The organism is Cupriavidus taiwanensis, from assembly GCF_900250115.1.
GTDB classification, from domain to species: domain Bacteria; phylum Pseudomonadota; class Gammaproteobacteria; order Burkholderiales; family Burkholderiaceae; genus Cupriavidus; species Cupriavidus taiwanensis_B.
In genome coordinates, this window is the sequence record NZ_LT984804.1 from 1613019 (window position 1) to 1637973 (window position 24955).

General features: G+C 68.6%; 23 protein-coding genes. 4 read left to right on the forward strand and 19 right to left on the reverse strand.

Annotation, left to right across the window (positions count from 1 at the left end; all coding sequences use genetic code 11):
- Positions 1 to 121 precede the first annotated feature (121 nt).
- From CBM2586_RS24005 to sctV, 13 genes are all read right to left on the reverse strand, one after another.
- On the reverse strand, positions 122 to 1156 hold the full coding sequence (locus tag CBM2586_RS24005; protein WP_115664241.1) for an EscU/YscU/HrcU family type III secretion system export apparatus switch protein: 1035 nt from the start codon (positions 1154 to 1156) through the stop codon (positions 122 to 124).
- A 25-nt stretch (positions 1157 to 1181) separates the two neighbouring features.
- Entirely contained in the window at positions 1182 to 1988 is an 807-nt protein-coding gene (gene sctT / locus CBM2586_RS24010; RefSeq protein ID WP_115664240.1) for a type III secretion system export apparatus subunit SctT, read from the reverse strand.
- A 1-nt stretch (position 1989) separates the two neighbouring features.
- Positions 1990 to 2502 carry a flagellar FliJ family protein gene (locus CBM2586_RS24015; protein ID WP_115664239.1) on the reverse strand — a complete coding sequence of 171 codons (513 nt, stop codon included), beginning with the start codon at positions 2500 to 2502 and terminating at the stop codon, positions 1990 to 1992.
- Positions 2499 to 3881: a FliI/YscN family ATPase gene (locus CBM2586_RS24020; RefSeq protein WP_115690266.1), complete on the reverse strand. Its 1383-nt coding sequence runs from the start codon at positions 3879 to 3881 to the stop codon at positions 2499 to 2501. Before CBM2586_RS24020 ends, CBM2586_RS24015 begins: the two co-directional genes overlap by 4 nt.
- A 17-nt stretch (positions 3882 to 3898) precedes the next feature.
- Positions 3899 to 4507, reverse strand: a complete 609-nt coding sequence (sctL, locus tag CBM2586_RS24025; RefSeq protein ID WP_115664237.1) for a type III secretion system stator protein SctL — start codon at positions 4505 to 4507, stop codon at positions 3899 to 3901.
- On the reverse strand, positions 4489 to 5343 hold the full coding sequence (locus CBM2586_RS24030) for a type III secretion system protein SctK (protein WP_115691450.1): 855 nt from the start codon (positions 5341 to 5343) through the stop codon (positions 4489 to 4491). The genes sctL and CBM2586_RS24030 overlap by 19 nt, the downstream gene beginning before the upstream one ends.
- A complete protein-coding gene (sctJ, locus tag CBM2586_RS24035; protein WP_115690268.1) occupies positions 5340 to 6137 on the reverse strand; it encodes a type III secretion system inner membrane ring lipoprotein SctJ in 798 nt (265 codons plus the stop codon). The genes CBM2586_RS24030 and sctJ overlap by 4 nt, the downstream gene beginning before the upstream one ends.
- Positions 6134 to 6601 carry a hypothetical protein gene (locus CBM2586_RS24040; protein ID WP_115664235.1) on the reverse strand — a complete coding sequence of 156 codons (468 nt, stop codon included), beginning with the start codon at positions 6599 to 6601 and terminating at the stop codon, positions 6134 to 6136. Before CBM2586_RS24040 ends, sctJ begins: the two co-directional genes overlap by 4 nt.
- Before the next feature lie 62 nt (positions 6602 to 6663).
- The gene (locus tag CBM2586_RS24045) at positions 6664 to 6864 is read right to left on the reverse strand and encodes a hypothetical protein (protein WP_018007336.1); all 201 of its coding nucleotides are present in this window, start codon (positions 6862 to 6864) and stop codon (positions 6664 to 6666) included.
- Between the two features lie 105 nt (positions 6865 to 6969).
- Positions 6970 to 8106: a type III secretion system protein SctD gene (locus tag CBM2586_RS24050; protein ID WP_115690270.1), complete on the reverse strand. Its 1137-nt coding sequence runs from the start codon at positions 8104 to 8106 to the stop codon at positions 6970 to 6972.
- Positions 8106 to 9872: a type III secretion system outer membrane ring subunit SctC gene (sctC, locus tag CBM2586_RS24055; protein WP_115690272.1), complete on the reverse strand. Its 1767-nt coding sequence runs from the start codon at positions 9870 to 9872 to the stop codon at positions 8106 to 8108. Before sctC ends, CBM2586_RS24050 begins: the two co-directional genes overlap by 1 nt.
- A 56-nt stretch (positions 9873 to 9928) precedes the next feature.
- On the reverse strand, positions 9929 to 10195 hold the full coding sequence (locus CBM2586_RS24060) for an EscS/YscS/HrcS family type III secretion system export apparatus protein (RefSeq protein ID WP_018007333.1): 267 nt from the start codon (positions 10193 to 10195) through the stop codon (positions 9929 to 9931).
- A gap of 1 nt (position 10196) precedes the next feature.
- Positions 10197 to 12368 (reverse strand): type III secretion system export apparatus subunit SctV, encoded by a 2172-nt coding sequence (sctV, locus tag CBM2586_RS24065; protein WP_115690274.1) that lies wholly within the window; start codon positions 12366 to 12368, stop codon positions 10197 to 10199.
- A gap of 203 nt (positions 12369 to 12571) precedes the next feature.
- On the opposite strand from sctV, the gene sctQ reads away from it, so the two are divergent.
- Together sctQ and sctR are read left to right on the forward strand one after the other, a co-directional pair.
- Positions 12572 to 13771: a type III secretion system cytoplasmic ring protein SctQ gene (sctQ, locus tag CBM2586_RS24070; RefSeq protein WP_115690276.1), complete on the forward strand. Its 1200-nt coding sequence runs from the start codon at positions 12572 to 12574 to the stop codon at positions 13769 to 13771.
- A 43-nt stretch (positions 13772 to 13814) separates the two neighbouring features.
- Positions 13815 to 14474: a type III secretion system export apparatus subunit SctR gene (gene sctR, locus CBM2586_RS24075; protein ID WP_115664230.1), complete on the forward strand. Its 660-nt coding sequence runs from the start codon at positions 13815 to 13817 to the stop codon at positions 14472 to 14474.
- Positions 14475 to 14564: 90 nt separating this feature from the next.
- Here the strand turns inward: sctR and CBM2586_RS24080 are convergent, their stop codons facing one another.
- Both CBM2586_RS24080 and CBM2586_RS24085 read right to left on the reverse strand, forming a co-directional pair.
- Positions 14565 to 15371 carry a lysozyme inhibitor LprI family protein gene (locus CBM2586_RS24080; RefSeq protein ID WP_240988021.1) on the reverse strand — a complete coding sequence of 269 codons (807 nt, stop codon included), beginning with the start codon at positions 15369 to 15371 and terminating at the stop codon, positions 14565 to 14567.
- A 750-nt stretch (positions 15372 to 16121) separates the two neighbouring features.
- Positions 16122 to 17285, reverse strand: coding sequence for a porin (locus CBM2586_RS24085; protein ID WP_012354452.1), 1164 nt, complete (start codon positions 17283 to 17285; stop codon positions 16122 to 16124).
- A gap of 306 nt (positions 17286 to 17591) precedes the next feature.
- On the opposite strand from CBM2586_RS24085, the gene CBM2586_RS24090 reads away from it, so the two are divergent.
- Positions 17592 to 17954, forward strand: coding sequence for an EF-hand domain-containing protein (locus CBM2586_RS24090; protein ID WP_115690282.1), 363 nt, complete (start codon positions 17592 to 17594; stop codon positions 17952 to 17954).
- Positions 17955 to 18062: 108 nt separating this feature from the next.
- Here CBM2586_RS24090 and CBM2586_RS24095 read toward each other — a convergent pair whose 3' ends face one another.
- On the reverse strand, positions 18063 to 18329 hold the full coding sequence (locus CBM2586_RS24095) for a hypothetical protein (protein ID WP_172583332.1): 267 nt from the start codon (positions 18327 to 18329) through the stop codon (positions 18063 to 18065).
- Between the two features lie 560 nt (positions 18330 to 18889).
- Here CBM2586_RS24095 and CBM2586_RS24100 point away from each other — a divergent pair.
- Positions 18890 to 20152, forward strand: a complete 1263-nt coding sequence (locus tag CBM2586_RS24100) for an MFS transporter (RefSeq protein WP_115664225.1) — start codon at positions 18890 to 18892, stop codon at positions 20150 to 20152.
- A 123-nt stretch (positions 20153 to 20275) separates the two neighbouring features.
- On the opposite strand, the gene CBM2586_RS24105 is transcribed toward CBM2586_RS24100, so the two are convergent.
- Genes CBM2586_RS24105 through CBM2586_RS24115 form a run of 3 tightly spaced genes read right to left on the reverse strand, consistent with a single transcriptional unit; the run spans position 20276 to position 24953 of the window.
- Complete coding sequence (locus CBM2586_RS24105; RefSeq protein ID WP_115690286.1) at positions 20276 to 20662, reverse strand: hypothetical protein; 387 nt, start codon at positions 20660 to 20662, stop codon at positions 20276 to 20278.
- 52 nt (positions 20663 to 20714) lie between these two features.
- Positions 20715 to 23819 (reverse strand): efflux RND transporter permease subunit, encoded by a 3105-nt coding sequence (locus CBM2586_RS24110; RefSeq protein WP_115690288.1) that lies wholly within the window; start codon positions 23817 to 23819, stop codon positions 20715 to 20717.
- Between the two features lie 9 nt (positions 23820 to 23828).
- Entirely contained in the window at positions 23829 to 24953 is a 1125-nt protein-coding gene (locus CBM2586_RS24115; RefSeq protein WP_115664222.1) for an efflux RND transporter periplasmic adaptor subunit, read from the reverse strand.
- Positions 24954 to 24955 lie beyond the last annotated feature (2 nt).

Here is a 24955-nt window from a genome sequence, read left to right on the forward strand (position 1 = left end):
AGGGCGGGCATGTCGACGAAGTGAAGCCCGTCGATATTGCCAGTGCCCACCCTCACCCCCGCCCCTCTCCCGCAAGCGGGAGAGGGGAGAAAACCTGCAGGGGGCAGTGTCTCCCGCCCCCTCACTCCCCCTTCGCCCACCGCATCAGCTCCGCCACCCGCTCGAACAAGGTCCGGTCGATATACCGGTCCAGCGGCACGTTCAGGTACAGGCGCTGCGCCAGGTCCGAATCGAAGGCCGAGGGCACCAGGTAGTCGGCCGCGGCCTGGCGGATGCGTGCCGCCACCTGGCCGCTGCCCTTGGCCACCACCCGCGGCAGCGTGCCGGGGCCGTCGTAGCGCAGCGCCACCGCGTACTGGGTGGAGTACACCACCGCGGTCGACACCCGCACCCGCTCGCTGACGCCGAAGAACGCGGCCTCGAAGAAAGCCGCGCGGCGGCGCCCGGCCATGACCGGATCGCCCTGGGTCTCCTTGTACTCGCGCCGGTACTCGTCGACGCTCATGCGCTGGCGCTTCATGAACTGGTGGCGCTCGTGGACGTAGTCCACCACCGCCATCACCAGGTAGATCACCGCGGCCCAGCAGCACATGCGCAGGATGATGTAGGCCACCAGCAGCAGGATTTCCGCCGGACGCGCATAGCCGGTGCGCACGCCATCCTCGATCGCGCCCAGCGCCAGCACGTAGACCAGCCCCGCCAGCAGCAGGATCTTGACCAGGATCTTGGCCAGGTTCACCAGGTTGCGCACGGCGAACATGCGCTTCAGGCCCTCGGCGGGGTTCAGCCGCGCCAGGTCCGGCTTGATCTGCCCGAACGCCACCAGCGGCCCCACCTGCAGGAACGCGCCGACGATGCCGCACACCAGCGCCAGCGCGACGATCGGCAGCACGCCCATCAGCAGCAAGCGCGCGGCGGCCTCGCCCAGCACCAGCATCTGCTGGTCGGCCAGGTGCTGCGGCACGCTGCCCATGGCGCTGTGCCACAAGGCCTGGAACAGCCGCACGAAATAGCGGCCCAGCAGCCACAGCCCCGCCAGCACGCCGAGGAACACCACCGCCGAGGTGACGTCGCTGCTGCGCGGCACCTCGCCGCGCTGGCGCGCCTGGTCGAGCTTGCGCCGCGTGGCTTCGAGGTTCTTTTCGCTGTCGCTCATCTGGCGTCGATATGTCGTGTCGCTGCTAGGATGGCGCGCCGCGGCGCAGCATCTCGATCAGGATATTGTCCGGGCGCAGGAAGCCCTGCAGCGTATCGACCATCACCGCCAGCATCAGCACCAGCATCAGGAACGCCACCGAGATCTTGACCGGCTGCGCAAACTGGAACACGTCGAACTGCGGCACGAAGCGCGCGATCAGCGCGAAGCCCAGCTCGACGATCACCAGCAGCAGCAGGATCGGCGCCGCCAGCTTGACCACCCACGAGAACAGCGTGCCGGCATAGAGGTTGGCAAAGCCCATCGACGCCAGCGACATCTCCGGCCCGAACGACATCACCGGCCAGAACGCGAATGATTCCACGATCACCCCGGCCATGGCGATAAAGCCGCCCAGCGCCGCGAACAGCGCGATGCCGAAGTGCGACAGCAGGTTCTCCATCGGCCCGTCCTCCTGCTGCGTCACCGGATCGAAGAAGGTGGCATTGCCCGAGCCGGTCTGGAAGTCGATCAGTTCGCCGATCATCTGCAGCGCGACGAAGAACAGCCCGAACGCCATCCCCAGCAGCAGCCCGATAAAGGCCTCCTTGAAGATCAGCACCAGCCACAGGCCCCCGGCGATGGCGTCCAGGTCGACGCGCGCGCCCGGCGACACGAACAGCGCGATCGCCAGCACGATGCCGTTGCGCGCCACCCCCGGGACGGCCTGTTGCGACAGGAACGGCAGCACCGTAAAGGCGGTCAGCAGCCGCGGCATCACCATCACGATCGGCATGATGACCTCGCGTCCCCACTGGAACAGCAAGGCGGGATCGAGCAGTTCGCCCTGCATCTCAGGCCTGCCGCGCGTCGTGCCGGCCAGCGTGCCAGCTGCGCGCCGCGGCTTCGTCGATGGCCTCGTCCTCGCGCCGCCCGGCGCCGGCGCGCAGCGCGCGGCGCTCGCGCAGCGCCAGTTCCCGCGCACCGTCCAGCCGCGCCTGCGCGCGCAGCAGCGCGTGGCGGGCCTGGTCGAAGGCGGCACGCCGCTGCGCCACGTCGTCGAGCACCACGGCCAGGTTGGCATTGGCCCGGGCGATGCGGGCATCGAAGGCGCTCTGCCAGCCCTGCGCATCGAGCAGCCCCGACACCGACACCCCACCCTGCGACGCGCCCTGCCGCAGCCGTTCGATGAACGCCGCGCGCTCGGCCAGCGCGGCCTGCACCGCCTGCTGCGCGGCCTCGGCCTGCCGCAGCCCTGCCAGCACCTGGGCGCGGTGCTGCTGCAGCGCGCGCAGCGCGTCTTCCTGGCGGCGCTGGCGCACCGCCTCGAGCTGGCCCAGGCGCGGGTCGGTGCCGCCGCCCGTCATCGTGCGGCTCCGGCAGGCGGTGCGGGCTCGCGCACGCGCAGCGCCTGCGCCAGCTTGTCGACGGCGCCGGCAAAGGTATCGAGCCGCGCCGCCGGCTGCGCCAGGTAGGCGCGGATATCCGGCATCGCCGCCACGGCGGCGTCGGCGACGGGGTCGACGCCGGGCCGGTATTCGCCGATCTGCAGCAGCAGCTCCAGCTCCTGGTACCGGGCCAGCAGCTGGCGCAGCCGCGCCGCGTCGCGCGCGTGCGCGCCGGCCACCACCTGCGGCATCACCCGGCTGACCGACTGCAGCACATCCACCGGCGGATACTGCCCGGCGCTGGCCAGCTTGCGCGACAGCACGATATGGCCATCGAGGATCGAGCGCACTTCTTCGGCGATCGGGTCGCTATCGTCCTCGCCTTCGGTCAGCACGGTATACGCCGCGGTGATCGAGCCCTGCACGCCGGTGCCGGCGCGCTCCAGCAGCTGTGGCAGCATCGAGAACACCGAGGGCGGATAGCTGCGCCGGGTCGGCGGCTCGCCGCTGGCCAGGCCGATCTCGCGCTGCGCGCGCGCCAGCCGCGTCAGCGAATCGACCAGCAGCAGCACGCGCTTGCCCTGGTCGCGGAAATGCTCGGCAATCGCGGTGGCGGTATAGGCGCAGCGCACCCGCTCCATCGGCGAGCGATCCGAGGTGGACACCACCAGCACCGTGCGCGCCATGCCCTCGGGGCCGAGGTTGTATTCGATGAACTCGCGCACCTCGCGGCCGCGCTCGCCCACCAGCGCGACCACGTTGACATCGCTGGACGCGCCCCGCGCCAGCGTCCCCAGCAAGGTGCTCTTGCCCACCCCGGGCGGCGCGAAGATGCCCACGCGCTGGCCCTCGCCCAGCGTCAGCAGCCCGTCGATGGCGCGCACCCCGGTGGCCAGCGGCTCGCGGATCAGGCGGCGCGTGAGCGGATCGGGCGGCTCGTTGTCCACCGGCACCCGCGCCACGCCGTCGAGCGCGCCCTTGCCGTCGATGGGCTCGCCCAGCGCGTCGAGCACGCGGCCCAGCAGCGCGGCACCGGCGGGGCACTGATGGCCATGCGCGGACGGAATCACCTCGGTCAGCGCCGACACGCCGGTGGTGCGCCCCAGCGGCGTGAGCAGCGCGGTCTGCTGCACGAAACCGACCACCTCGGCCAGCAGCGGCGGCTCGCCGGGCGTGACCAGCTGGCACAGCTCGCCCACATGGGCCTGGATGCCGGTGGCGTTGATCAGCATCCCCACCGCCTTGCTGACGCGCCCGCGCATTGCCACCGGCGTGAAATGCTCGAACGCGCGTTCCAGGTCGGCGGCCGCGTGCTGCAGCGCGGCTTCGATATCGGTGGCGGGGAGTTCGGTCGACATGGGTATCGGCGGGGGAATCAGCCCGCCCGCAGGCGGCGCGCAAAGGCTTCGAGCTGGGCCTGCAAGCCCACCTCCATGGTCCCCGACGGGGTCTGGATGCGGCAGGCGTCGGGCTCCAGGCCCGGCTCCACCACCACGTTGGCACGGCGCGGCCACTCCTGGGTCTCGGCGAGCCGGTCGAGCAGGCTGCGCACGGCCTGCTCGCGCCCCAGCGGGATCTGGATGGTGATGAAGGGCTCGGCCCGCACCAGCGCCTCGACGCGCTGCAGCGCCACCTCCAGGATGATGTCGGGATCGAGCTCGCCGGCAATCTGCTGCACCGCCTTCATCACGATCCCGGCCATGGTGCGGCGCATCGCGCCCAGCTGGCGCTCGGCCTCGGCGGCGCTGCTGACCTGCGCGGCGGCGTGGTCGGCGTGGGCGCGGGCCCAGCCCTCGCGATAGCCGTGCTGGCGCCGCTCCTCGGCCTCGCGCTGGGCTTCGGTGCGGATCCGCATGGCCTCGTTGCGCGCCGACTCGATTACCGCGGCGGCGTCGAGCAAGGCGGCATACTCGGCCTCCTTGAGCACCTTGCGCTCGGACAGCAGCTGCAGGTTTTCGCTGGTGATCAGAAAAGCCAGTGCCATGCCGGGAACCGTTCGGGGATCAGGTTGAGCAGCAACAGTTCGCGCAACTGCGCGGCCTGCGCGGGGGTCAGCGGTGCCGGCGCCAGGGACGCCAGGCGCCGGGGAAACTTGCGCCGCAGCGCCTGCAGCAGCGCCGCGGCGTGCTCCGCGTGCGGCGCCTCGGCGGCGAGCAGCCCGCACAGGAGCCGATAGCCGCGCTCGGCCATCAGCCGGCCGGCGCCGGGCGGGTGCGCGCGCAGCGGCGCCAGGTTCATCGGCAGCGCCGGCAGCGCCGGCACGCGCTTCAGGATAAAGGCCACGGCGTGGCGGTCGAGCCGGCGCACGGCCCGGCGCATCGCACGCGGCGCGCTGCCGAGCAGCGGCGCGGCCAAGGCACCGGGCAGCGGCGCGAGGCTGTCGGCCAGCTGCGCCGGCAGCATGCGCCGCTCGCTGGCAAAGCCGGCCTGGTGCACCGCCAGCCCCAGCCACCACGCCAGCAGGCGCAGGTCGTTGCGCGCCACCAGCACCAGCCGCGCCAGCGAGGGCGGCGCCTCGAGCAGGCGGCGGATCACGGCGTCACGGGCAGCGTCCGCGCCGGCCAGGCCCAGCGGCCGCGCCAGCACGTCGGCGGCAGCGGGCCCGAAGCGCTCCGCGCGGCGCCACGCCAGCGGCCAGTCAGCCGGCAGCCAGCTGGGATGCAGCTGCGCCAGCGGCCGCTGCATGAAGTCCGCCACCGCGCGCGCCAGTGCGGGTTCCGGCAGCGCCGGCGGCGCCGGCGCCAGTGCGGCGGCCAGCGCGCCGGGCAGGAAGGCGCCGGGCACGGCCTCGGCGGCGGTAGCGGTGGATAGCGGCGTCAATTTGCACTCCGCGCCGCGCGGCGCCGCTGCGGCCAGCGCAGCACGCCGCGCTGCCACGTCACCACCGCAGCCACCGCCAGCGCAATCGCCACCGCCACGCCGACCGCGATCGCGGCGAAGCGGCCGACGGCAAAGCCCGCCGCCGGCCGCGCCGCGCCCGCCTGCGGCGCGAACGGGCGCGCCTCGACCAGCGACAGCGAGACGTTGTCGTGGGTCACGCCTTCGATGCTGTGCGCCACCATGTCCTTGACGGTCGGCACCAGCAGGCGCAGGTCGGTATCGGCGCGGTGCTTGATGAACACCGCCGCCGACGACGGCCGGATCTTGTCCGAGAGCGGATCGGTGGCGGGGATCACCACATGCACGCGCGCGGTCACCACGCCGTCGATATTGCGCAGCGTCTCGGACAGCTCCTGCGACAGCGCGAAGATGTAGCGCATGCGCTCCTCGGTCGGGGTCGCCACCAGCCCCTGCTTCTGGAACACCTGTCCGAGGGAGGCAAAGCGTTCGCCCGGCAGGCCTTCGCTGCGCAGGACCTCGAGCGCGGCGGGCAGTTGCGATTCCTCGACGCGCACGCGCCACTGGCCCTCGCCCGCGCCGCCGCTGGTGTCGGCGCGCGCCTTCTCCGCATCGATGCCCTCGGCGGTCAGCGCGGCCAGCACCTGGTTGGCCTCGGGTTCGTTCAGCGACGCGTACAGGTCGACCTTGCACGCGGCCAGCGCCAGCGCGATCAGCGCCGGCGCCAGCCGGGCCGCGCGCGCAAGGCGCCGGCACAGCGGTGGCGTAGACATCATTGCTGGTTCTTCAGCAGGCTGTTGAACAGGTTGGTGCCAGCGCTGCCGATGCTGGAGGTCACGTGGATCGACGAGAACAGCTCCAGCGACTGGGTCTGCAGCATCATGGCCTGGTACACCACCTCGCTGGTGCTGCCCTCGTAGATCGACGCGAACATGCCGTCGCGCAGCTCCTGCAGGCGCGCCGCCTGGCGCGCCGATTCCTCGCCGGCCGAGACATAGCTGGCGCGGATGGCGTTGCCGAGCGTGGTCGAAGTGGGGTCTGCCGCCTGGCTTACGTGCGCGGTGCGCGAGCCGTCGGCGGCGCGGCCCTGCTGGACCATCTGCGCGAACTGCTGCGCCTCGGCCGGGTCGGGCTGCGCGGCGGGGGCCGCGGCCGGCGACTGGTGCGCGGCGACGGTGGCGCTGTCGGGCGCGGCGCCGGCGGCGGTGGCGGCGGCAATGGCGGCGGTCGGGTCCATCATGGCTCTCCTTGCAAAGCGTTTGGGCGCCCCGGGCAGGCCGGGGCGCGTGGCAGGGCCTGCCGTCAGTTGGTGCGCGAGGTCTGCTTGACGTCCTGCATCGCACCCTGCACCAGGTTGGCCTTCTGCGTGTTGTGGGCCATCTCGCTGCTGACCACCGCGTTCTGGCGCGTCAGCGTGTCCTGCAGGCCCAGGATGTTCACCGAGAACTCCTGCGCTTTCTGCTGGATTTCCTGCATCTTGGCATTGAGGTCGACTTCAGCCATGACAATCTCCTTCAGGTAGGTTGGCGTCAAACACCTGCCCTCCGGGGGCAAGCGGCATCTGCGCCCGCGGGCGCAAATCCTGTGGCACGGCGCGCGCGTGCGCCGTCATCGCCGTGCCTGCGGCGGCACCGGGCTGTCCTTGAGCACCACGCCGTCCGCGTCGATCCGTTCGATCTCGGCGCCGTTCTTCAGCACCGCTCCTTCGAAATAGCGCGCGCCGTTGGCCAGCTGCACCGAGCGCGTGCCGTTGCCGTCCTCGGTAATGCTGACCACCCGCGCGGGAAACACGCCCTGCCAGTTCTCCATGTGGCCATCGCGCACCTCGCGGCGCCGGCTCTCGGCGGTCTCGCGGTAATCGATCTTGTCGGACACCAGCACCCCCGGGTGCAGGTCCTCGATCACGCGCCGCACCTTGTCGCGCCCGTGCACCGGGTCGGCGGTGCCGCTCAGCAGCACCCGGCCCTGGCCCTGGTAGGCGATGCCCACGCCGGGCTCGTCGAGATAGCGCTGGATATGCTCGATCAGGTCGTCGGCTGAGCGCACCTGCTGCTGCACGCCGCGGCCGAACGGCGCCAGCGCCTGCACGATGCGCTGCCGGTCCACGCGCGAATTGACGAAGCCCTTGACCGTGACCGTGCCGTTGGGCAGCGACACCACCTCCAGCTCCGGATACGCCGCCACGGTCTTGCGCACCGCGGCGGGGTCCGCCTGCTGCGTGCGCGGCGCCAGCCCGCCGCCGGCATAGGTGGCGCCGAGCCAGCCGGCGCCGACCAGCGCGACCACGCCGGCTACGCCCAGCGCCGCCAGCAGCGCGCGCCCGGGCCGGCGCCCGCCTTGCTGCTGCGCGTCGGCATCGCGCGCGGCGCGCCGGCCGGACTCGGCCCAGGCAAAGAGCGTGTCGGTGGCCTCTGACATGCCGGGCTGCGCGCGCAGCAACTCCACGTCGAGCGCGCCGATGGTGAGGATGTCGCCGCCCGCCAGCGCGAACGCGCGCTGCGTGGTGGCGCGGCCGTTGACGTTGACCGCGGCCTCGCCGACGCGCTCGGCCGAGACCGCCAGCTCGCCCACGTTCAGCACCAGGTGGCGCGGCTGCACCGCGGCGCCGGGCACGCTGATGTCCACGTCCGCCGCGGTGCCGAGCACGTTGGCGCCGCGCCGCAGCGTGACCTGGCGGCCATAGACGTCGCCGCCGAGAAAGCGCAGCGTCCAGCCGGAAGCGGGAGAATCGCGCAGGTCGGCCATCAGCTCATCCCCGGAATCACCAGGCGCGGCGTCAGCAGGTAGAAGCGTTCCATGTTGTTCTGGCGCTTCTCCTGGTACTTGAACAGGCTGCCGATGATCGGCACGTCCTGCAGCAGCGGCACGCCGGACGAGGCGTTGATCTTTTCCTCGGTGGTGTAGCCGGCGATCAGCAGGCTCTTGCCCTCTTCGACCATCGCCTGCGTGGTGATGGAGCGGCGCCGCACCACCGGAATGCGGTCGACGGTCTCGCCGGAGAGGTTGCCGTCGGCGATGTCGATGGTCAGCATCACCGCGCGGTTCTGCTGCTCGTCGACCACCAGCGGCGTCACGCGCACCGCCGTGCCAGCGGTGACGTTGAACAGGCCCGCGTCCTGGAAGCCGTCGACGCGCACGTAGAATTCCTGCAGGTTCTCCAGCGCGGCCTCGGTATTGTCCAGCGTCAGCACCTTGGGCCGCGCCACGAAGTTGGCCTGCCCGCGCTCGGCCAGCGCCTTGACGCGCGTCAGCAGGTAGCGGGTCACGTCGCTGCCGATGGCGCCGGTGAACTGCAGCCCGCTGCCGATCGTCGCCGCGGTGGTGCCGGCCTCGTTGGCGAGATTGCCGAAGCTCAGGCCGGCGTTGCCGTTGCCGCCGCCGAGCTGCAGGTCGACATGGGGCGTATGCAGGCGCCAGTCGACCCCCAGGCTGTCCAGGTCGGCCTGGCTGATGTCCATGATGGTGACTTCGATCTCCACCAGGCGCGGCTTGACGTCGAGCGATTCGATCAGGCGCCGGTACTGCGCCATCTTGTCCGGGGTGTCGCGCACGATCACCGCATTGAGGCGGGTATCGGCCTGGAACTGCGGCAACTGGCCACTGCCCCAGTTGTTCTGCAGGCCCAGGCCGGTGCCGCCGCCGATCGCGTCGAGCATCTGCGACGGGTCGGCGCCGGGGATGCCCATGCCGCCCCCGCCGCCCTCGCCCATGCGCAGCTTGGCCTGGCGCGTGGCGCCGCGGCTGGTGCCCAGGCTGGGACCGGTGCCATTGGCGAGCGTGCGGTTGCGTCCGTACAGGTTGCGCAGCACCGTGACCACGCCGGGCACGGTCATCTCCTTGCCGGCGCGGTTGATGCGGAAGTCCGAGGCCCACGAGTACTTGAGCGGGAACAGCTGGATCTCGGCGCGTTCGTCGGCGATCGAGCGGTCGTCCACCGCGCGCACCGCCGCGCGCACGGTCTCGACGTAGCGCTTGGGCCCCGACACCATCAGCGTGCCCTCGGCATCGTTGATGGTGATCGGGTAGCGCGAGTCCGGCACCTGCATCCGCTCCAGCGAATCGCGCAGGCGCGCGCCGGAGCCGCGCGCGATCGGCAGCACCTCGCTGCGCGCCTCGCTGGCGACGTCGATATACAGCAGCGAGCCGTCGTAATAGTAGGTCAGCCCGAACATCGAGCACACGCTCTTGAGCACGTGCTGTGCGGATTCGTTGAACTTGCCGCTGATGGTGCCTTCGACCTTGGGGTCGATCACCGCGGTGGTGCCCTGCGAGGCGGTCAGCTCGCGCAGGAAATCGGCCAGGCGCTTGTCGCTGGCCGAGGCCTGGAACGGCTTGCTGGGCCAGCGCAGGTCCGCCGCGCGCGCCCCCTGCGTACCGCACAGCAGCGCCCCCGCCAGGCACAGCAGCGCCGCGGCGGCGCGCCATGGCTGCCCCGGCGTGCCCTGGCGCCATGCCGGTGCGCGCGTGGCGCGGCCAGTCGATCGGTGTTCCCCGTGGTGCCCCAGCATCATGTCAGTTTGCTTGTCCGTTGTTCCTGCGTGCTTGCCTGCGCATCGCTTGCGCTTCTTCAAAGAAAAGTCAGCATGGTCTGCAGCGCGCGCTGCGCGAAGCGCATCACCTCGCCGCCGAGCCAGCCGCCCAGCAGCACCAGCGATACCAGCACCGCGATCAGCCGCGCCGAGGTGCCGATGCTCTGGTCCTGGATCTGCGTCACCGCCTGCAGCACCGCCACCACCAGCGCCACCAGCGTGCCGATCAGCACCACCGGCAGCGTGACCCACAGCACCACCAGCAGCGCCTGGCGCGTGATGTCGAGGATGGTGTCGGCGCCCATCTCACTCTCCGGCCGGGTTCTGGATCCAGCCCACCGGCACCAGCGTCACGTCTTCATCGACCTCCTGGTACGACAGCACCGGGATGCGCGGCGCGACCGGCTCGATCAGCCGCTTGATATAGCGGCGCACGTCGACGCTGACCACCACCACCACGCGCGCGGCGCCCGATCCACCAACCGCGCCTGCCGCGCCTGCCTTCTCGGCGGCCTTTTCCAGCAGCACGCGCAGCTGCTCGCGGATATCGCGCGTGACCTCGTGGCTGAGCAGCAGCAGGTTGCCGCGCGCCGCCTTCTCGATCGCGCCCTGCACGCGCGCTTCCAGCGCGGGCTCGAACAGCACCGCGTCCAGCGACCGGTTGGCGCCGACGTGGCGGCTGGTGATCAGGCGGCCCAGGTCCACGCGCACCAGCTCGGTCAGCGCGATCGCATCGGTTTCCTTGGGCGCCCAGGTGACCAGGCTCTCGAAGATGGTGCGCAGGTTGCGGATCGGCACGCCCTCCTGCAGCAGCCGGCGCAGCACGTCGGTGATGCGCTGCAGCGGCACCACCCGCGCCAGTTCCATCACCAGGTCCGGCGCCTCGGCCTGGATCACGTGGATCATCGCCTGCACGTCCTGGATGCCCAGCAGCGGCGCCGCATGCTGCTTGATCACCGCGCCCACGTGCACCGCCAGCACCTCCTCGCACGACAGCGTGCGCACGCCGTCGGCGTTGCCGGCCCCGGCGGCGCCAGGCCCGGCCGGCACCCACACCACTTCCTGGAACGGCCCGAACGGCGCGCCCGCCTCGGCCAGGCCCTGGTCCACGCGCGCCCGCGCGCCCGGCTCCAGCAGCCGCTTGCCGGGGCGCAGCACGCCGCCGGAAGCCACCACGTCCTGCACGCGGATGGCATACGCGTCGCGCCCGGCCAGCGCGCGGTGCTGGATGCGCAGCCGCGGGAACACCATGCCGAGCTCGGCCTCGACCTCTTCCTTGGCGGTGGTCATGCGTTGCTCGAACAGCCGCAGATCGATGCGCCCGCGCAGCCCCTCGTCCAGTTCCAGCGCAAGCGCCGGCGCCACCGCGGCCCGGGTGCCCGCCGCCGCGCCCTCCGCCGCGTCGGCCATCTCGATCCAGGTGACGGTGCCGGTGCTGCGCTGCGCGCGGCGCAGCAGCAGGTAGCCGCCGCCGGCCACCACCAGCGCCATCAGCCCGAAGGTCCATTTCGGAAAGCCCGGCACCACCAGGAACACGGCAATGGCCAGGCCCGACACCACCAGCGCCCTGGGCTGGGCCAGGATCTGCTTGCCGATGACGTTGCCCAGGTTCAGCGAGCGGGTGCGGTCTTCATCGGACGAGACCCGCGTGATCACCACCCCGGCCGCGATCGAGACCAGCAGCGACGGGATCTGCGACACCATGCCGTCGCCGATGGTCAGGATCGCATAGCGCTGCAGCGCCTCGCCGATGCTCATGTCCTTCATCAGCGTGCCGATGGTGATGCCCGCCAGGATATTGACCAGCGCGATCACCACGCCGGCGATGGCATCGCCCTTGACGAACTTCATCGCGCCGTCCATGGCGCCGTGCAGCTGGCATTCCTGCTCCAGCGCGCGGCGGCGCTCCTGCGCCTGGCCGGCGGTGATGGTGCCGGCGCGCACATCGGCGTCGATGCTCATCTGCTTGCCCGGCATCGCATCCAGCGCAAAGCGCGCCCCCACCTCGGCGACGCGCTCCGAGCCCTTGGCGATGACGATGAACTGCACGATGGCGATGATCAGGAACACCACGCCGCCGACCACCACGTTGTTGCCGACGATCAGCTTGCCGAAGGTATCGATGATGTGGCCCGCGTCGGCATGCAGCAGGATCAGCTTGGTCGAGGCGATGTTCAGCGACAGCCGGAACAGCGTGGTGAACAGCAGCAGCGACGGGAACGTCGACAGCGACAGCGCCGACGGGATATAGGTAGCGACGATCAGCAGCGTCAGGCTCATGCCCAGGTTGATCGTCAGCAGCAGGTCCAGCAGGAAGGTCGGCAGCGGCAGCACGAACAGCGCGATCACGGCAAACAGCAGCAGCGTCAGCGCCAGGTCTGACTGGCGCGACGCCGCCGCGGCCATCTGCTGCAGCCCCGGCGCGCCCGGGCCAAGGCCGCGCGGGAACGCTGGAAGGTTTGCCGGGAGTTTCGCCATCGTCCTTGCCGGTGGGATCAGTGGGCGCAGTGTATGGCCGGCCCGGCACAGCGACCAGTACCGAGGATTCGTAGCGCGGGCCGCACATCCGGCCTGCACGGCCCGTCCCGGGCGGCTGCCGGCGGCGGCCTACAAGGCCTCGTAGTGGACGTGGCTGCACCCCGCTGCTTATCGTTGCGTCTCGAGCAACCGAGCCGCCCAACATGTCCTCCGTCCTGCCTCGCCCTGGCCGCGATCCGTCCGCCCAGGCGCCCGCCGCGGCTGCGCCCGGCAGCGCCGCGCGCGTGCTGGTGCACAGCGCCGCGGCGGCGCCACGGCTGGCCACGGCGGGGCTCGACGCCACGCCGGCGCTGCCGCATATGGAGCCCGATGCCGCGCGGCTGTCCGGCTGGCTGGCCTGCCGCGCGGCCGCCGTGCCGGTGCGCGCCGGCGGGCAGGACTGGCAACTGCGTTTCGTACCCGCCGACCCGGCGATCACGGCGCGGCCCGCGGCCGGCTATGCCTTCACCTTTGGCAGCAGCCACGGCGTGCTGCGCTGGGATGTGGCCAGCGAACGCGTGCTGCTGGGGGCGCCCGGCGCCGCCGAAGCGCTGCCCGCATTGCTGCGCCACGCGCTGATGGCAGACGCGCTGGCCGAAGCGGTGGCGGCACTGGGCCAAGCCGTGCCCGACGCGTTCGACTGGCACCCTGACGGCGGTCGTGCGCAGGCCCTGGCTTCGGCCCACGCCTTCGGCTTCGAACTGTGGCGCGACGCCCCGCCGGCGCGGCTGCGCGGCACGCTGCAGCTGGACCAGCCCGAACGCCTTGCGGCGCTGCCCGCGGGGACGCCCGCGCGGGCACCGGCGTGGCTGGAGCGCCTGCCGGTGCCGATCGCGGTGCGTATCGGCACCACGCGCCTGGCGCTGGGCGAGATGCATGGCATCGGGGCCGGCGACATCGTCGGCATCGACGACTGGCAGGCGCAGGGCGGCGCGCTGGTGGTGCGCTGTACCACCGGGCGCCACGGCCCGGCCTGGACCGCGCTGGCCGAAGGCCGGCGACTGGTGGTGCAGGCCGGCGCCGACGGGCCCAACCGCACGGACGTTTCAAACGGAGCGCATATGGAAGAGCAAGACCCCGCACGGCAGGCCCAGCCCATCCCCCACCCCGACGCGGCACAGCCGCCGCTGTCGCGGCTGGATCAGCTCGAGGTGACGCTGCGCTTTGAAGTGGGCGACGTGGCGGTACCGCTGGCCGAGCTGCGCGCGGTGGCCCCGGGCTATGTGTTCGAGTTGCCGCAGCCGCTCAAGCAGAGCGAGGTGCGCATCGTCGCCAACGGCAACCGCATCGGCACCGGCACCCTGATCGCGGTCGGCAACCGGCTGGGCGTGCGCATCACCACCTTTGCCGGCGGCGACGCATGAGCCCCGGCAGGCAGCCCTATCCCGTTGCGGCCCGGGGGATGCGATGAACAGCGGACTCTACAATCCGGTCCTGATCCTGACCATCATCCTGACGTTCGGCATTGCACCCTTCGTCGCGCTGATGGTGACCAGCTATACCAAGCTGGTGATCGTGTTCGGCCTGCTGCGCGCCGCCCTGGGCCTGCAGCAGGTGCCGCCGAACATGGTCCTGAACGGCATCGCCATCATCCTGACCGCCTACATCATGGCGCCGATCGGCACCGACGCCTTCGACGCCATCAAGCGCCGCGCCGACGCCAACGCCGCTTTCAACGTCAACGACGTAGTCACCGTCTACGACGCGGTCAGCGGTCCGCTCAAGGCCTTCCTGGTCAAGCACACCGAGGAGCGCAACCGCAGCTTCTTCGTCCAGTCCGCCAAGCGCATCTGGCCCGAGGGCCGCGCCGACGACCTCAAGTCCGACGACATGATGGTGCTGATCCCCAGCTTCACGCTGTCGGAGCTGACGCGGGCGTTCCAGATCGGCTTCGTGGTCTACCTGGTATTCGTGGTGGTCGACCTGATCGTCGCCGCCATCCTGCTGGCGCTGGGCATGTCGATGGTGGCGCCGACCACGATCTCGGTACCGTTCAAGCTGCTGCTGTTCGTGATGCTGGAGGGATGGACGCAGCTGATCCAGGGGCTGGTGCTGTCGTACCGCTGAGGGCGGCTTCCCTTGCGCCGGTGCGACGTTCGCCACCGGAGGGTGGCAGCCCGCCATCTCCGCATCGGCCGTGGGCAGGTTCCGGGCACCCTATCGCATCAGCCTGAGTTCGTTGATGCGCAGATCATAGCTTCGCAGCAGGCAAGCCTTGTCGCTACACTTGTTGCGGGAATTGCGCAGCCATGCACGCTGATCCTCCCGTAAGCGCCGCTTGTCCGCCGACGCGTTCAGCTTCTGGTCGTAGATGCCTGCCAATGTCTGATCGACCCGCGCAAGCTCTGTATCCCCGCAAATCAGCCGCGCCGGAACGGTGATGAGCTTGCTGCATGCAAGACTGTACATGAGGGCAGCCCTGGAATCGTCTTGCGTTTCGAGCAGGCCTGGCCGGCACAGACCCTCCAATGACTTGCATGCGACGTTGCGCCCGACCCATGCCATGTCACGTGCACCATAGCGCTTGACGAAGCGATTGATGGCTGCGTGGCTGATGCCCCTTTGCATGGCATTTGCGGCGATGATTTCGTTGCACAGCGAGTCCGCCGCGTAGATGTCGCCACCGCCGCGCCGGTAGCAACTGTGAAAGCCGAGCAGACCGGTACCGACGACACTTCGGCGCTCCCCTGAAGCGAACAGGATCGAGGCACAGGCTGACGCGCACCTGGCGTTGTCTGGAACGGTTGTATAGACGCGAACCTTATCCATGGCGTCGACTAGCCGGAACGCGGCCTCCACATTTCCGCCCGGACTATTCAGAACAAGGATGACAAGTCCTTCTTCATCGCGGTCGGCGGTTCCGGCGACCGCGAGGAACTTCCTTGCATCTCCGTCCCGGATCGTCCCCTCCCCGATTACCATTTTCAGATTGATCTGCGGCTGGTGGTAGATCGTGAAGTCCATCGCCAGCACCACGCCGGGGAACATGAGCACAGTGAAAACAACCCAGAACAGCAGCCGTGGTCCCAGGCTCCGCGCCACCGCGGGCCTGGCTGCGGGGCGCTCGGTGCTGCGCAGGCATGACTGCCCAGAACTAAAGGAGCTGGCTTCCAACTTGCGGGATAGGACATCTGCGGGGAGCACCATTGACCGGACCGGCGCCGTTGCGGCGGGGAAGCTCGAACGGCGCCAACGGGTCGGGAGTCCGCCGGAGGTGAAGACCTTGCAGTCAGAATGCGGTCGGGGACAAATCCAGGCCGCCACTCGAATCGATGGAAATCCGGTAACGGACCGTCGCGGCTGGAGCGAGCCTTACCTCCCTCTCCTTCAAGCCACCGAGACACATGGCCGAAGTCTGGGCGCCAAGAATGATCGCCCCCGGTTTGGCGTAGAACCGCGCCACCTCACCGGATCTGAGTCGGCCAACTTCCTTCCCATCGACTGACAGGACGGTATCGCAAGCGCTGCCGTAGAACCCTTGGTCCCGGGTCACGACCAGCGTTGCAAACTCGCCGGGTGGCGGCGTTTGCAATCCGCTAAGCCGCTCGGAAGGTGCTTGCGCCGCCTGACTTGCGGCTATCGGCGTGGTCGAGCATGCGGAAACCAGCATGGTCACCACGCAGGCAGAGACGATTGTGCTTCGGATTAACACGTGGCCCTCCAGAAGGCTGCGACGCAATGCGTGCAGGAACTAGGCGACGATTGCGGGTCGGCTCAGAATTTGTGCCGGATACCCAAGGCGACGCCGAACATATTGCTCTGCCCGTTGCCCAGCACATAGCTGTTACCAAGCGACAGACTGTTGGCAAAGACGGTCGCGAGCGAGTCAAGCATCAAGCCGGCGTTCTTGGCATAGGCAGTGGTCACGTAGACATCGGTACGCTTGGACAGCGAGTAGTCGGCCACGAAGGAGATCTGCCACGGATTGGCCACGCTTGTATTGCCGTAAAGGTTCTTGAGATCGTCGTAGTTGTACTCGAGCGTGAGTGCCAGCGCCGGCGTGACCTGGTAGTTGGCGCCGACCCAGTAGAAGTCATCGCGCTGGATCAGGGCATCGGCCGCATTCCTGTTCTGGCCCCAACGGTAGCCGCCCATGATCTTGGCCGGGCCGAAGGCATAGCTGGCGCCTACCGCGGCTTTCTTGATGGTGCCGGTGCCGGTGCCGATGGTGGGATTCCACTGGTCATAGCCCGCGGTCGCGGCGAACGGGCCGAACGTGTAAGCCAGCGCCCCGCCATAGGCGGTGTCGCGCCGGAACTGCCCCGGGACTTCGCCATTGCCGCCGATCGGAATGGGGAATCCCACCGAGGCGGGCAAGGCCACCCCGACGCCGAAGGACCAGTGCGCCAGCGCCGTCAGTCCCCCGAACTTCCCGGTGTACTTGACGGTGTTGTCGGCGCGGTAATTGGGGCCAGATTGCATGACGACCGGCTCATACTGCGTGGCATAGGCGGTCGGAGAGAAGTTGGCCAGGGCCTCGAACATCGAGGTGTATTGCCGGCCAAGGCTGACCATGCCAAGACGGCTGCTTTGGACGCCCACGTATGCCTGGCGTCCGAACAGACGGCCGCTTTGCTGCGACAAGCCGTTGTCGATGCCGAAGCCGCTTTCCAGCACGAAGAGAGCCTTGATGCCGCCACCCAGGTCTTCGTTGCCGCGCAGGCCCCAGCGGGAGCCGGATAGCCCTCCCGAAGTCAGACGGTAGGCATCGTTGGCCGGTCCCGGATTAAAACCATTGGCGGCCGTCGGCACGACGCCGGCGTGGTTGACGTATTCCACGTTGGCGTCGATCACGCCGTACAGCGTGACGCTTGACTGCGCAACGGTTGCCAGTGGCCATCCCAGCAATGACATCAAGGCCATTCTTTTCAGTGCCATGCCCGCTCTCCTCTCTTTCTTTTTTCTTGGTGGTTCAACCACGACTTCATGCGCTGGATGGCTGGCCCTGCAGCAGGCTGCCAGGCAACCTGTTCGAGCATAGGAGCGCAATTCGTCCTACGCCAACATCTGATGACCTGAAACGCTAGAAACGGAAAACAGTGTCGGCCGGTTGCAACAGTCGCCAGTGCAGCGCGCTCCGTGCGGAGCGCCTAGAATGCTGGTGAGCCATGGCTCACAGGAGCTTGACCAGAAGTCGTTTCCGTGTCTGAGCCCAAACACACATAACGTATCGAGGAGAGCGACATGTCCGTATGCAAATTGCCCGCATTTGGTTTCGCAGTCCTGATGGCACTGGCTTCGCTAGGTGCGGCCGCCCAGACGGCCCCAGCGTCCCCACCGGGGGCGGCGCCATCCGATGTTCCTGCAGCGCCTCCGACTACGGCCCAGGCCAAGGCGCTGATTGCCGAGCGCTTCAAGGCAGCCGATTCCAATCATAACGGCAAGCTGACTCGCGACGAAGCCCAGGCGGGAATGCCAAAGGTCTACGAAAATTTCGACAAGATCGACGTAAAAAAGCAGGGCTATGTCACCGAGCGCCAGATCGGTTCCTACTGGATGAAGAAGACCAAGGACCAGATGCAGAAGGAAGATCCGATCTGGAACTGAAAGCGCTGCAGATTCCTTGCAGCCTTATAAGTGGACGAAGCGGGCGCATCCGAGCCGTAGCTCCCGCCCGCATCTTTCCCTGTCCGCCCTCGGCGGGTGCCGTTGCGTCTAGTACTTGATATCCCGTGCTGTCTCGCGGCCCTGTTGCTTGGTCTGACGTTTATCCTGCCGGCAATTCGCATTGCTTTGCTGGTCGGTGGCACGACAGTCTTGCTTCGTCTGCCTGGCGTCCTGACGCGTTTCCTGGCGAACGTCGCGGCCGGCTCGGCGTTGCTGCGCTTGCTCTGTCGCCCATGCGGCGCTGGCAAACGTGACGCTGCCAATTACCAATGTCGCAATTAGCGATATCGGATGCAGAACATAGGAATGGGACATAGCTCCTCCCCTCATGGATCAGCCTGGTGCCTTCAACCCCACTGCCTAGCTGGTGCGAACGCATGGCGGCTACGATTGTGACATCGCCGCCTCCACAACTGTATGCCGGCTGGACCCAGAGCGCTACCTTTTCCACATCTGGTGCCAACCGGTGTTTGCTGCTCGCCCCGGGCGGCTGTGCGCTTCAGTCAGCACATGGCTAGTTTCCCGGCCGGCTGCATGCGTCGGCTGCGCCTCTCACCAAAGCAGCGGACGATTCCACAACAAGCCGTGAGCTTGGTCACGTCCCCGACCACCTTCCGGCCATCGCCGAAGGCCGTCACGGTCCCCAACGCTGCGCGGTGCTCGGTCGATAGCCGATATGCCAACCATCCTGCTGGCACTGTGCTGCTAAAGTTCCAGAAGCTGCCCGAGCCGGTCATCATCGCTGGTGTCGCGCTGACCGGTCTTGCCGCTTGCCCGCTGGTGCGGCACTGATCCCACATGGACCACCGAGCTTGAAGCAGGCAAGCGCCCTCCCGGTAACCGGCCAGTGCCATCGGACAAGAATCAGGGATGTCATGGCTGCTCAAAATGACCACACTGCGAAGGCTGGCAGTAACTGGCTCGCACGCATCGCGCTGCCATCCGGCGTTCACCCCGACGCCGTGCCGCTGCTTGCCGGCCGTGCGCTGCGTGGCATCTGTGACGGCTATATTGCCGTGCTGTTGCCCGCCTACCTGCTGGCGCTCGGCTTCGACTCGCTGTCAGTCGGGCTCATCAGCAGCGCGACCCTGATCGGATCTGCCTTCGCCACGATCCTGGTCGGGATCTTCGGGCACCGGTACCCGCAACGGCGCTTGCTGATGCTGGCGGCGGCCCTGATGTTTGCGACCGGCCTCGGCTTTGCGGGCGTCTCTACACTGTGGCCCCTCCTGGTGATCGCCTTCGTCGGCACGCTTAATCCTGGCTCCGGCGACGTCAGTGTCTTTCTGCCGCTGGAACACGCGCGGCTGGCGGAATCCGCGTCGCCTGACACCCGCACGGCGCTGTTCGCCCGCTACGGCCTGACCGGCGCATTCTCGTCCGCATTGGGGGCACTGGCAGCGGCAATTCCAGCATGGCTGGCCGGGCAATCCCGGCTCTCCTCGCTCGATGCGATGCGTCTGATGTTCGTTCTCTACGGGATCGCAGGGCTGTTGCTATGGCGTCTCTATGCGCGCGTGGCTGCCACGCAACCACATCAGTCCGCGAGCGCGGCGGCAACGCCTCTGGGGCCGTCCCGTCCGATCGTATTGCGCCTGGCCATGCTGTTCAGCGTGGACGCGTTCGCAGGTGGACTCGTCGTCAACTCGCTGCTGTCGCTGTGGCTGATGCAGCGTTTCAGCCTGAGCGCTGCCGCGACCGGCCAGTTCTTCTTCGTGGCAGGAATACTCACGACGTTCTCGCAGCTCGCCGCGGTGCCGCTGGCGCGACGGATCGGGCTGCTTAACACGATGGTGTTTACGCATATCCCGTCCAGCCTTTGCCTGATCGCCGCAGCCGTTGCGCCCACCTTGACGCTGAGCCTGGCCTTGCTGCTGGCCCGCAGCGCGCTGTCGCAGATGGATGTGCCTACCAGGACGGCTTATGTGATGGCTGTTGTCACCCCGCCTGAACGGGCGGCGGCCGCGAGCCTGACCGCAGTGCCGCGCAGCCTTGCGGCGGCGCTCAGCCCTGCGCTCGCCGCCGCGTTGATGGCGCACGGCTACGCCAGCACGCCGCTGGTCGCCTGCGGCCTGCTGAAGATCGCATACGACCTTGCGATGCTGCACGCATTCCGCCGGGTCAAGCCACTCGGCTGACTGCTCCGGGCCCGCTGCGGGACTGCAATCTACCTGTCGACGCCGCGCAGGCGAGCGGGCCCGGTTGCAACGCAAGTTTTGCCCCCGGCTTCAGATCGGGCCCCAGAAGAGCCAGCGCGGCACTCACTTCGCCACAAACCGTGCCGTCACGGTCTTGCCGTCGGCAAACCTGATCGTCGCGACCAGCTTGGAACCGGCCTTGAGCTGCAGCTTGTCGGCCGCCACCAGCGCATTGTCCGTCCCCGGGTTCAGCGCCGTTTCCGTCTTCTGCGCTCCGGTCAGCACCGTCAGCTTGCCGCTGGCACCGGCCACCGGCAGCTTCCGGTCATGGTCGTCGACATAAATGGTGACCGCGCCATCCTTGTTGACCAGTTCGAACTGCAGGCCGCTGGCGGCCTGCACGATGCCGCCGTACTGGGCGGGCTTGGCGCCGTGGGCCATGGCCAGACCGGAGAGGCCGGACAGTGCGAGGCTGCCGGCAAACAACATGGCTGAGATCTGCTTCTTCATCGAATACTCCGTTGCTGCAGCGACTTGCGGGCGTCGCTGCCAAAGCCCGTCATCAGTACGCGTCGCCCGGCGGCTGCGCCAGGATCCGCTCCAGCGGCCGGCGCCCGAACAACCAGAATGCCAGGGGTGTCAGCACGGAATCCAGGATGGTCGAGCTGACCAGCCCGCCGAAGATCACCACCGCCACCGGGTGCAGGATTTCCTTGCCGGGCGCGTCGGCCGACACCAGCAGCGGCGTCAGTGCGAACGCCGCAACCAGCGCGGTCATCAGCACTGGGGTCAGCCGCTCCAGCGACCCGCGCACGATCATCGGGATGCCGAAGGCCTCCCCCTCCAGCCGGCACAGGTTGATGTAGTGGCTGATTTTCAGGATGCCGTTGCGCGTGGCAATACCGGCCAGCGTGATGAAGCCGACCATGGACGCCACCGACAGGGTCAGGCCGCCGAGCCACATCGCGATCACGCTGCCGATCAATGCCAGCGGGATGTTGGCCATGATGATCAGCGCGAGCGTCGCGGAACGATAGCGTGAGTACAGCACCAGGTAGATCAGCGAAAGCGACACCAGTGACAGCAGCACGATCAATCGCGTCGCCTGCTCTTGCGCCTGGAACTGTCCCTCGATGCTGGCGAAGTAGCCGCCGGGCAGGCGGGCGCGCGCGACCGCGCCACGCACATCGCCGATGATCTTCGACATGTCCGAGCCATCGGTATTGGCATAGACCACGATGCGCCGGCGGCCGTTCTCGCGCCCGATCTGATTCGGGCCGTCGCCATCCTCGACCGTGGCGATCGCCGACAACGGCACCGCGCCACGCGGCGAATCCAGCATGACCCGGGCCAGGTCCTGCGGCGTACGGCCAGCATCGGGCAGGCGCACCACCAGGTCGTAGCGGCGCACGCCCTCGATCAGCTGCGTCACCCGCGTGCCGTCTGACAAGGTCTGCAACGCCTTCAGTGCCTCGCCTGCCGGAATGCCATATTGCGCGGCCTTGCGGTAGTCGAGCCGCACATTGACTTGTGGAATCAGCACCTGCCTTTCGACCGTGATGTCGACGAGCCCGGGAATGGCGGCCAGCTCCCCGCGCACGTTTTCCGCGAGGCCGCGCAGCGTATCCAGGTCATCGCCATGGATCTTCAGCGCGATCTGTGCCCGCACGCCGGACAGCAGGTGATCCAGCCGGTGTGAAATCGGCTGGCCGATCGCGACGGACGCCGGCAGACTGGCGAGCTGGGCGCGAATCGCAGCCATCACTTGTTCGCGGCTGCGGTCGGAGCGCTTCAGGTCGACGTCGAGTTCGGAGGAATGCACGCCTTCGGCATGTTCGTCCAGTTCGGCGCGGCCGGTGCGCCGCCCGACTTGCGTGACCTCCGGCACCTGCCGGATCAGGCTTTCCGCCAGCGCGCCCATGCGGTTGGCCTCCACCAGCGCGGTGCCCGGATTGAACATCAACGACATCACCAGCGAGCCTTCGTTGAAGGCCGGCAGGAAGGCGCGCGGCATGAATGGCACCGTGGCAGCCGCCAGCGCGACGGCAATGGCAGCCGCGGCAAGCACCGGCTTCGCACGCGGGAATGACCATGCCAGGATCCTGGTATCGACCCGCTTGAGCCACGCTACCAGCGGGCTGTCCGGATGCTCCAGCCGCTTCATCCGCGGCAGCAGGTAGTACGACAGCACTGGCGTCACCGTCATCGACACCAGCATCGAGGCCAGGATCGACACGATGTAGGCGATACCCAGCGGCGCGAACAGGCGCCCTTCGATACCCGGCAGCGCAAACAGCGGCACGAACACCAGCACCACCACCAGCGTGGCATAGACGATGCCGGAGCGGACTTCCACCGACGCACGCCAGATCACCTCCAGGGCCGAAGGCGGGTTCTCCTTGCCGGCGCGCTGCCTGAGCCGGCGCAGGATGTTTTCGACGTCGACCACCGCGTCGTCGACCAGTTCGCCGATGGCAATCGCCAGGCCGCCCAGCGTCATCACATTGATCGACTGTCCCAGCAGGTGAAAGGCCAGTGCGGTGACGGCCAGCGACAGTGGGATTGCCACCAGCGAGATCGCGGTGGTGCGCGCGCTCAGCAGGAAGGCGAACAGGATCACGGTCACCATGATGGCGCCGTCGCGCAGCGCTTCGACGACGTTACCGATCGAGGCCTCGATGAAGTCCGCCTGCCGGAACAGCACCTGTGGCGCGGACAAGCCCGCCGGCAAGCCCTGCTTCAGTTCGCCCAGCGCCGCTTCCAGGTCACGTGTCAGGCGTACCGTGTCGGCCGCGGGTTGCTTCTGCACGCTGACGATCACGGCCGGCCTGCCATTGAAGCCAGCGTCACCGCGCTTGAGCGCGGGGGCATAGCGTACGCCGGCCACCTGCTCGAGCAGCACCGGCATGCCCTCCTTGTAGGCAACGGCCAGACCCTTCAAGTCGTCGAGCCGGTTGGTGCGCCCGAGATTGCGGATCAGGTACTCGCGCCCATTCAGGTCGATGAAGCCGCCGCTGGTATTGGCCGCGAAGTCGCGCAACGCGTCCTCCACCTGGGCCAGTGCCACACCAAACTGCGCCATCCTGGGGGTGTCCGGTTCGACCCGAAGCTGGCGCACCTCGCCGCCGATCGGGATGACCTGCGACACGCCGGCCACCGACAGCAAGCGCGGGCGCAGCACGAAGTCGGCATATTCCCGCGCCTGCATCGGGCTGGCTCTGGCCGGATCGATCGGCAAGGCGATCAGCATGATCTCGCCCATGATCGACGACACCGGCCCGAGAATGGGCGTCAGCCCGCCGGGCAACTGCTCTTTCACCAGCGCCAGCCGCTCCGACACCAGCTGGCGGTTGCGATAGATATCGCTGCCCCAGTCGAACTCGGCATAGACAATCGACAGGCCCACGCCCGATACCGAGCGCACCCGCGTGACGCCGGGCATGCCGTTCAGTGCGGTCTCGATCGGAAAGGACACCAGCAGCTCGACTTCCTGCGGCGCCATGCCCCCGGCTTCGGTGATCACGGTCACCAGCGGCTTGTTGAGGTCCGGGAAGACATCCACCGGCGTGCGCCACGCGGTGAAGGCGCCGTACACCATCAGGATGACGGCGACGGCGAGGACCAGCAGCCGATTGCCGAGGCTGGCGCGGACAATCCAGTTGAACATGCGCGCCCCTCAGCGGATCTGGTTGATCAGCGCCGCTCCGGACACTACCACCCGGTTCTCGGGCGACAGGCCCTTGACCACGACCACGGTGCGCGCATCGAGCACGCGCGCCTCCACCGGCTGGGCGATAAAGCGCTGCGTGCCGGACTTGATCCACACCACCGGCAGGTTGCTGGCGTTGCGAACCAGGGCCTCGCTGGGCAACGCGATGCCCTTGACCGTATCCGTGAGCGTAGCGACCACCGTTACGGGCTGCCCGACGGCAAGCGGCACCGCATTGCCAGTCAGACGGAACGTCAACGGCACGGCGCCATTCCTCAGGCTGCGCCCGGCACCGATGAAATCCAGCTTGCCACCGTCCGATCGCCCGAGGGTACCAGCCCGGATGCGATTGGCCAGCGAGGCATCCGCGGTGTTGGCCTCGATCAGCATCCGCGCCGGGTCGACCACTTCGTACAGCACGTCGCCAGCAGCGACTACCTGGCCGGCCAGCACATTGGCGCTGGCGATGACGCCACTGGCCGGCGCGGTCAGCGTGTCGGTCAGGTGCAGGCTCTTGCCCACTGCCTCGCGCTGGCCGGAAAGGCTCTGGACCTCGGCGCGGGCGGCTTCGATTTCCTTGCGCGGGATGCTGTCCTGCAGCGATTCCAACCGTCGCAGCCGTTGCCGCGCCAGGTTCAGGCTGGCGCTCAGGTTGGCCAGCTGCGCCTGCTGGTTGCCGATATCGAAGGGCTCGCTCTTGTGCCGTAGCACGGCCAGCACCTGGCCTTTGGTGACACGCTGCCCGAGCACCGGAAAGCCACCGGGAGGCGGCTCGATCCAGCCCGGGTGTCCCGCCTGCAGCCGCCCGCCCGCATTGGGGTCGATCGCCACCACGGCATTCAGCTCCACGGTCACCGGGTGCAAGGCTTCCTGCGGCATCGCAGTCCGTATGCCCATGCGCCGTTGTGCGAGCTTGGGCACCTGGACACTGCCGTCCGGCAGCCGGGACAGGCCACCGCTGCCGGACACCGCCGCCGGTGCATCAAGGTGTTCGCCACCGGGGCCGTGTGCACCGGGCCCGGCCAGTGCCGGCATGGTTGCGCAGGCCGCCAGCGCGATCGCGATCGTTGCAAAGCGCTTTGTCTTCGGCATGT

What these genes read in the sequence shown, in the direction of transcription:
- CBM2586_RS24005 (WP_115664241.1), bottom strand. Translation starts at nt 1,156, where the DNA reads ATGAGCGACAGCGAAAAGAACCTCGAAGCCACGCGGCGCAAGCTCGAC.
- sctT (WP_115664240.1), bottom strand. Translation starts at nt 1,988, where the DNA reads ATGCAGGGCGAACTGCTCGATCCCGCCTTGCTGTTCCAGTGGGGACGC.
- CBM2586_RS24015 (WP_115664239.1), bottom strand. Translation starts at nt 2,502, where the DNA reads ATGACGGGCGGCGGCACCGACCCGCGCCTGGGCCAGCTCGAGGCGGTG.
- CBM2586_RS24020 (WP_115690266.1), bottom strand. Translation starts at nt 3,881, where the DNA reads ATGTCGACCGAACTCCCCGCCACCGATATCGAAGCCGCGCTGCAGCAC.
- sctL (WP_115664237.1), bottom strand. Translation starts at nt 4,507, where the DNA reads ATGGCACTGGCTTTTCTGATCACCAGCGAAAACCTGCAGCTGCTGTCC.
- sctJ (WP_115690268.1), bottom strand. Translation starts at nt 6,137, where the DNA reads ATGATGTCTACGCCACCGCTGTGCCGGCGCCTTGCGCGCGCGGCCCGG.
- CBM2586_RS24040 (WP_115664235.1), bottom strand. Translation starts at nt 6,601, where the DNA reads ATGATGGACCCGACCGCCGCCATTGCCGCCGCCACCGCCGCCGGCGCC.
- CBM2586_RS24045 (WP_018007336.1), bottom strand. Translation starts at nt 6,864, where the DNA reads ATGGCTGAAGTCGACCTCAATGCCAAGATGCAGGAAATCCAGCAGAAA.
- CBM2586_RS24050 (WP_115690270.1), bottom strand. Translation starts at nt 8,106, where the DNA reads ATGGCCGACCTGCGCGATTCTCCCGCTTCCGGCTGGACGCTGCGCTTT.
- sctC (WP_115690272.1), bottom strand. Translation starts at nt 9,872, where the DNA reads ATGATGCTGGGGCACCACGGGGAACACCGATCGACTGGCCGCGCCACG.
- CBM2586_RS24060 (WP_018007333.1), bottom strand. Translation starts at nt 10,195, where the DNA reads ATGGGCGCCGACACCATCCTCGACATCACGCGCCAGGCGCTGCTGGTG.
- sctV (WP_115690274.1), bottom strand. Translation starts at nt 12,368, where the DNA reads ATGGCGAAACTCCCGGCAAACCTTCCAGCGTTCCCGCGCGGCCTTGGC.
- sctQ (WP_115690276.1), top strand. Translation starts at nt 12,572, where the DNA reads ATGTCCTCCGTCCTGCCTCGCCCTGGCCGCGATCCGTCCGCCCAGGCG.
- sctR (WP_115664230.1), top strand. Translation starts at nt 13,815, where the DNA reads ATGAACAGCGGACTCTACAATCCGGTCCTGATCCTGACCATCATCCTG.
- CBM2586_RS24080 (WP_240988021.1), bottom strand. Translation starts at nt 15,371, where the DNA reads ATGGACTTCACGATCTACCACCAGCCGCAGATCAATCTGAAAATGGTA.
- CBM2586_RS24085 (WP_012354452.1), bottom strand. Translation starts at nt 17,285, where the DNA reads ATGGCACTGAAAAGAATGGCCTTGATGTCATTGCTGGGATGGCCACTG.
- CBM2586_RS24090 (WP_115690282.1), top strand. Translation starts at nt 17,592, where the DNA reads ATGTCCGTATGCAAATTGCCCGCATTTGGTTTCGCAGTCCTGATGGCA.
- CBM2586_RS24095 (WP_172583332.1), bottom strand. Translation starts at nt 18,329, where the DNA reads ATGTCCCATTCCTATGTTCTGCATCCGATATCGCTAATTGCGACATTG.
- CBM2586_RS24100 (WP_115664225.1), top strand. Translation starts at nt 18,890, where the DNA reads ATGGCTGCTCAAAATGACCACACTGCGAAGGCTGGCAGTAACTGGCTC.
- CBM2586_RS24105 (WP_115690286.1), bottom strand. Translation starts at nt 20,662, where the DNA reads ATGAAGAAGCAGATCTCAGCCATGTTGTTTGCCGGCAGCCTCGCACTG.
- CBM2586_RS24110 (WP_115690288.1), bottom strand. Translation starts at nt 23,819, where the DNA reads ATGTTCAACTGGATTGTCCGCGCCAGCCTCGGCAATCGGCTGCTGGTC.
- CBM2586_RS24115 (WP_115664222.1), bottom strand. Translation starts at nt 24,953, where the DNA reads ATGCCGAAGACAAAGCGCTTTGCAACGATCGCGATCGCGCTGGCGGCC.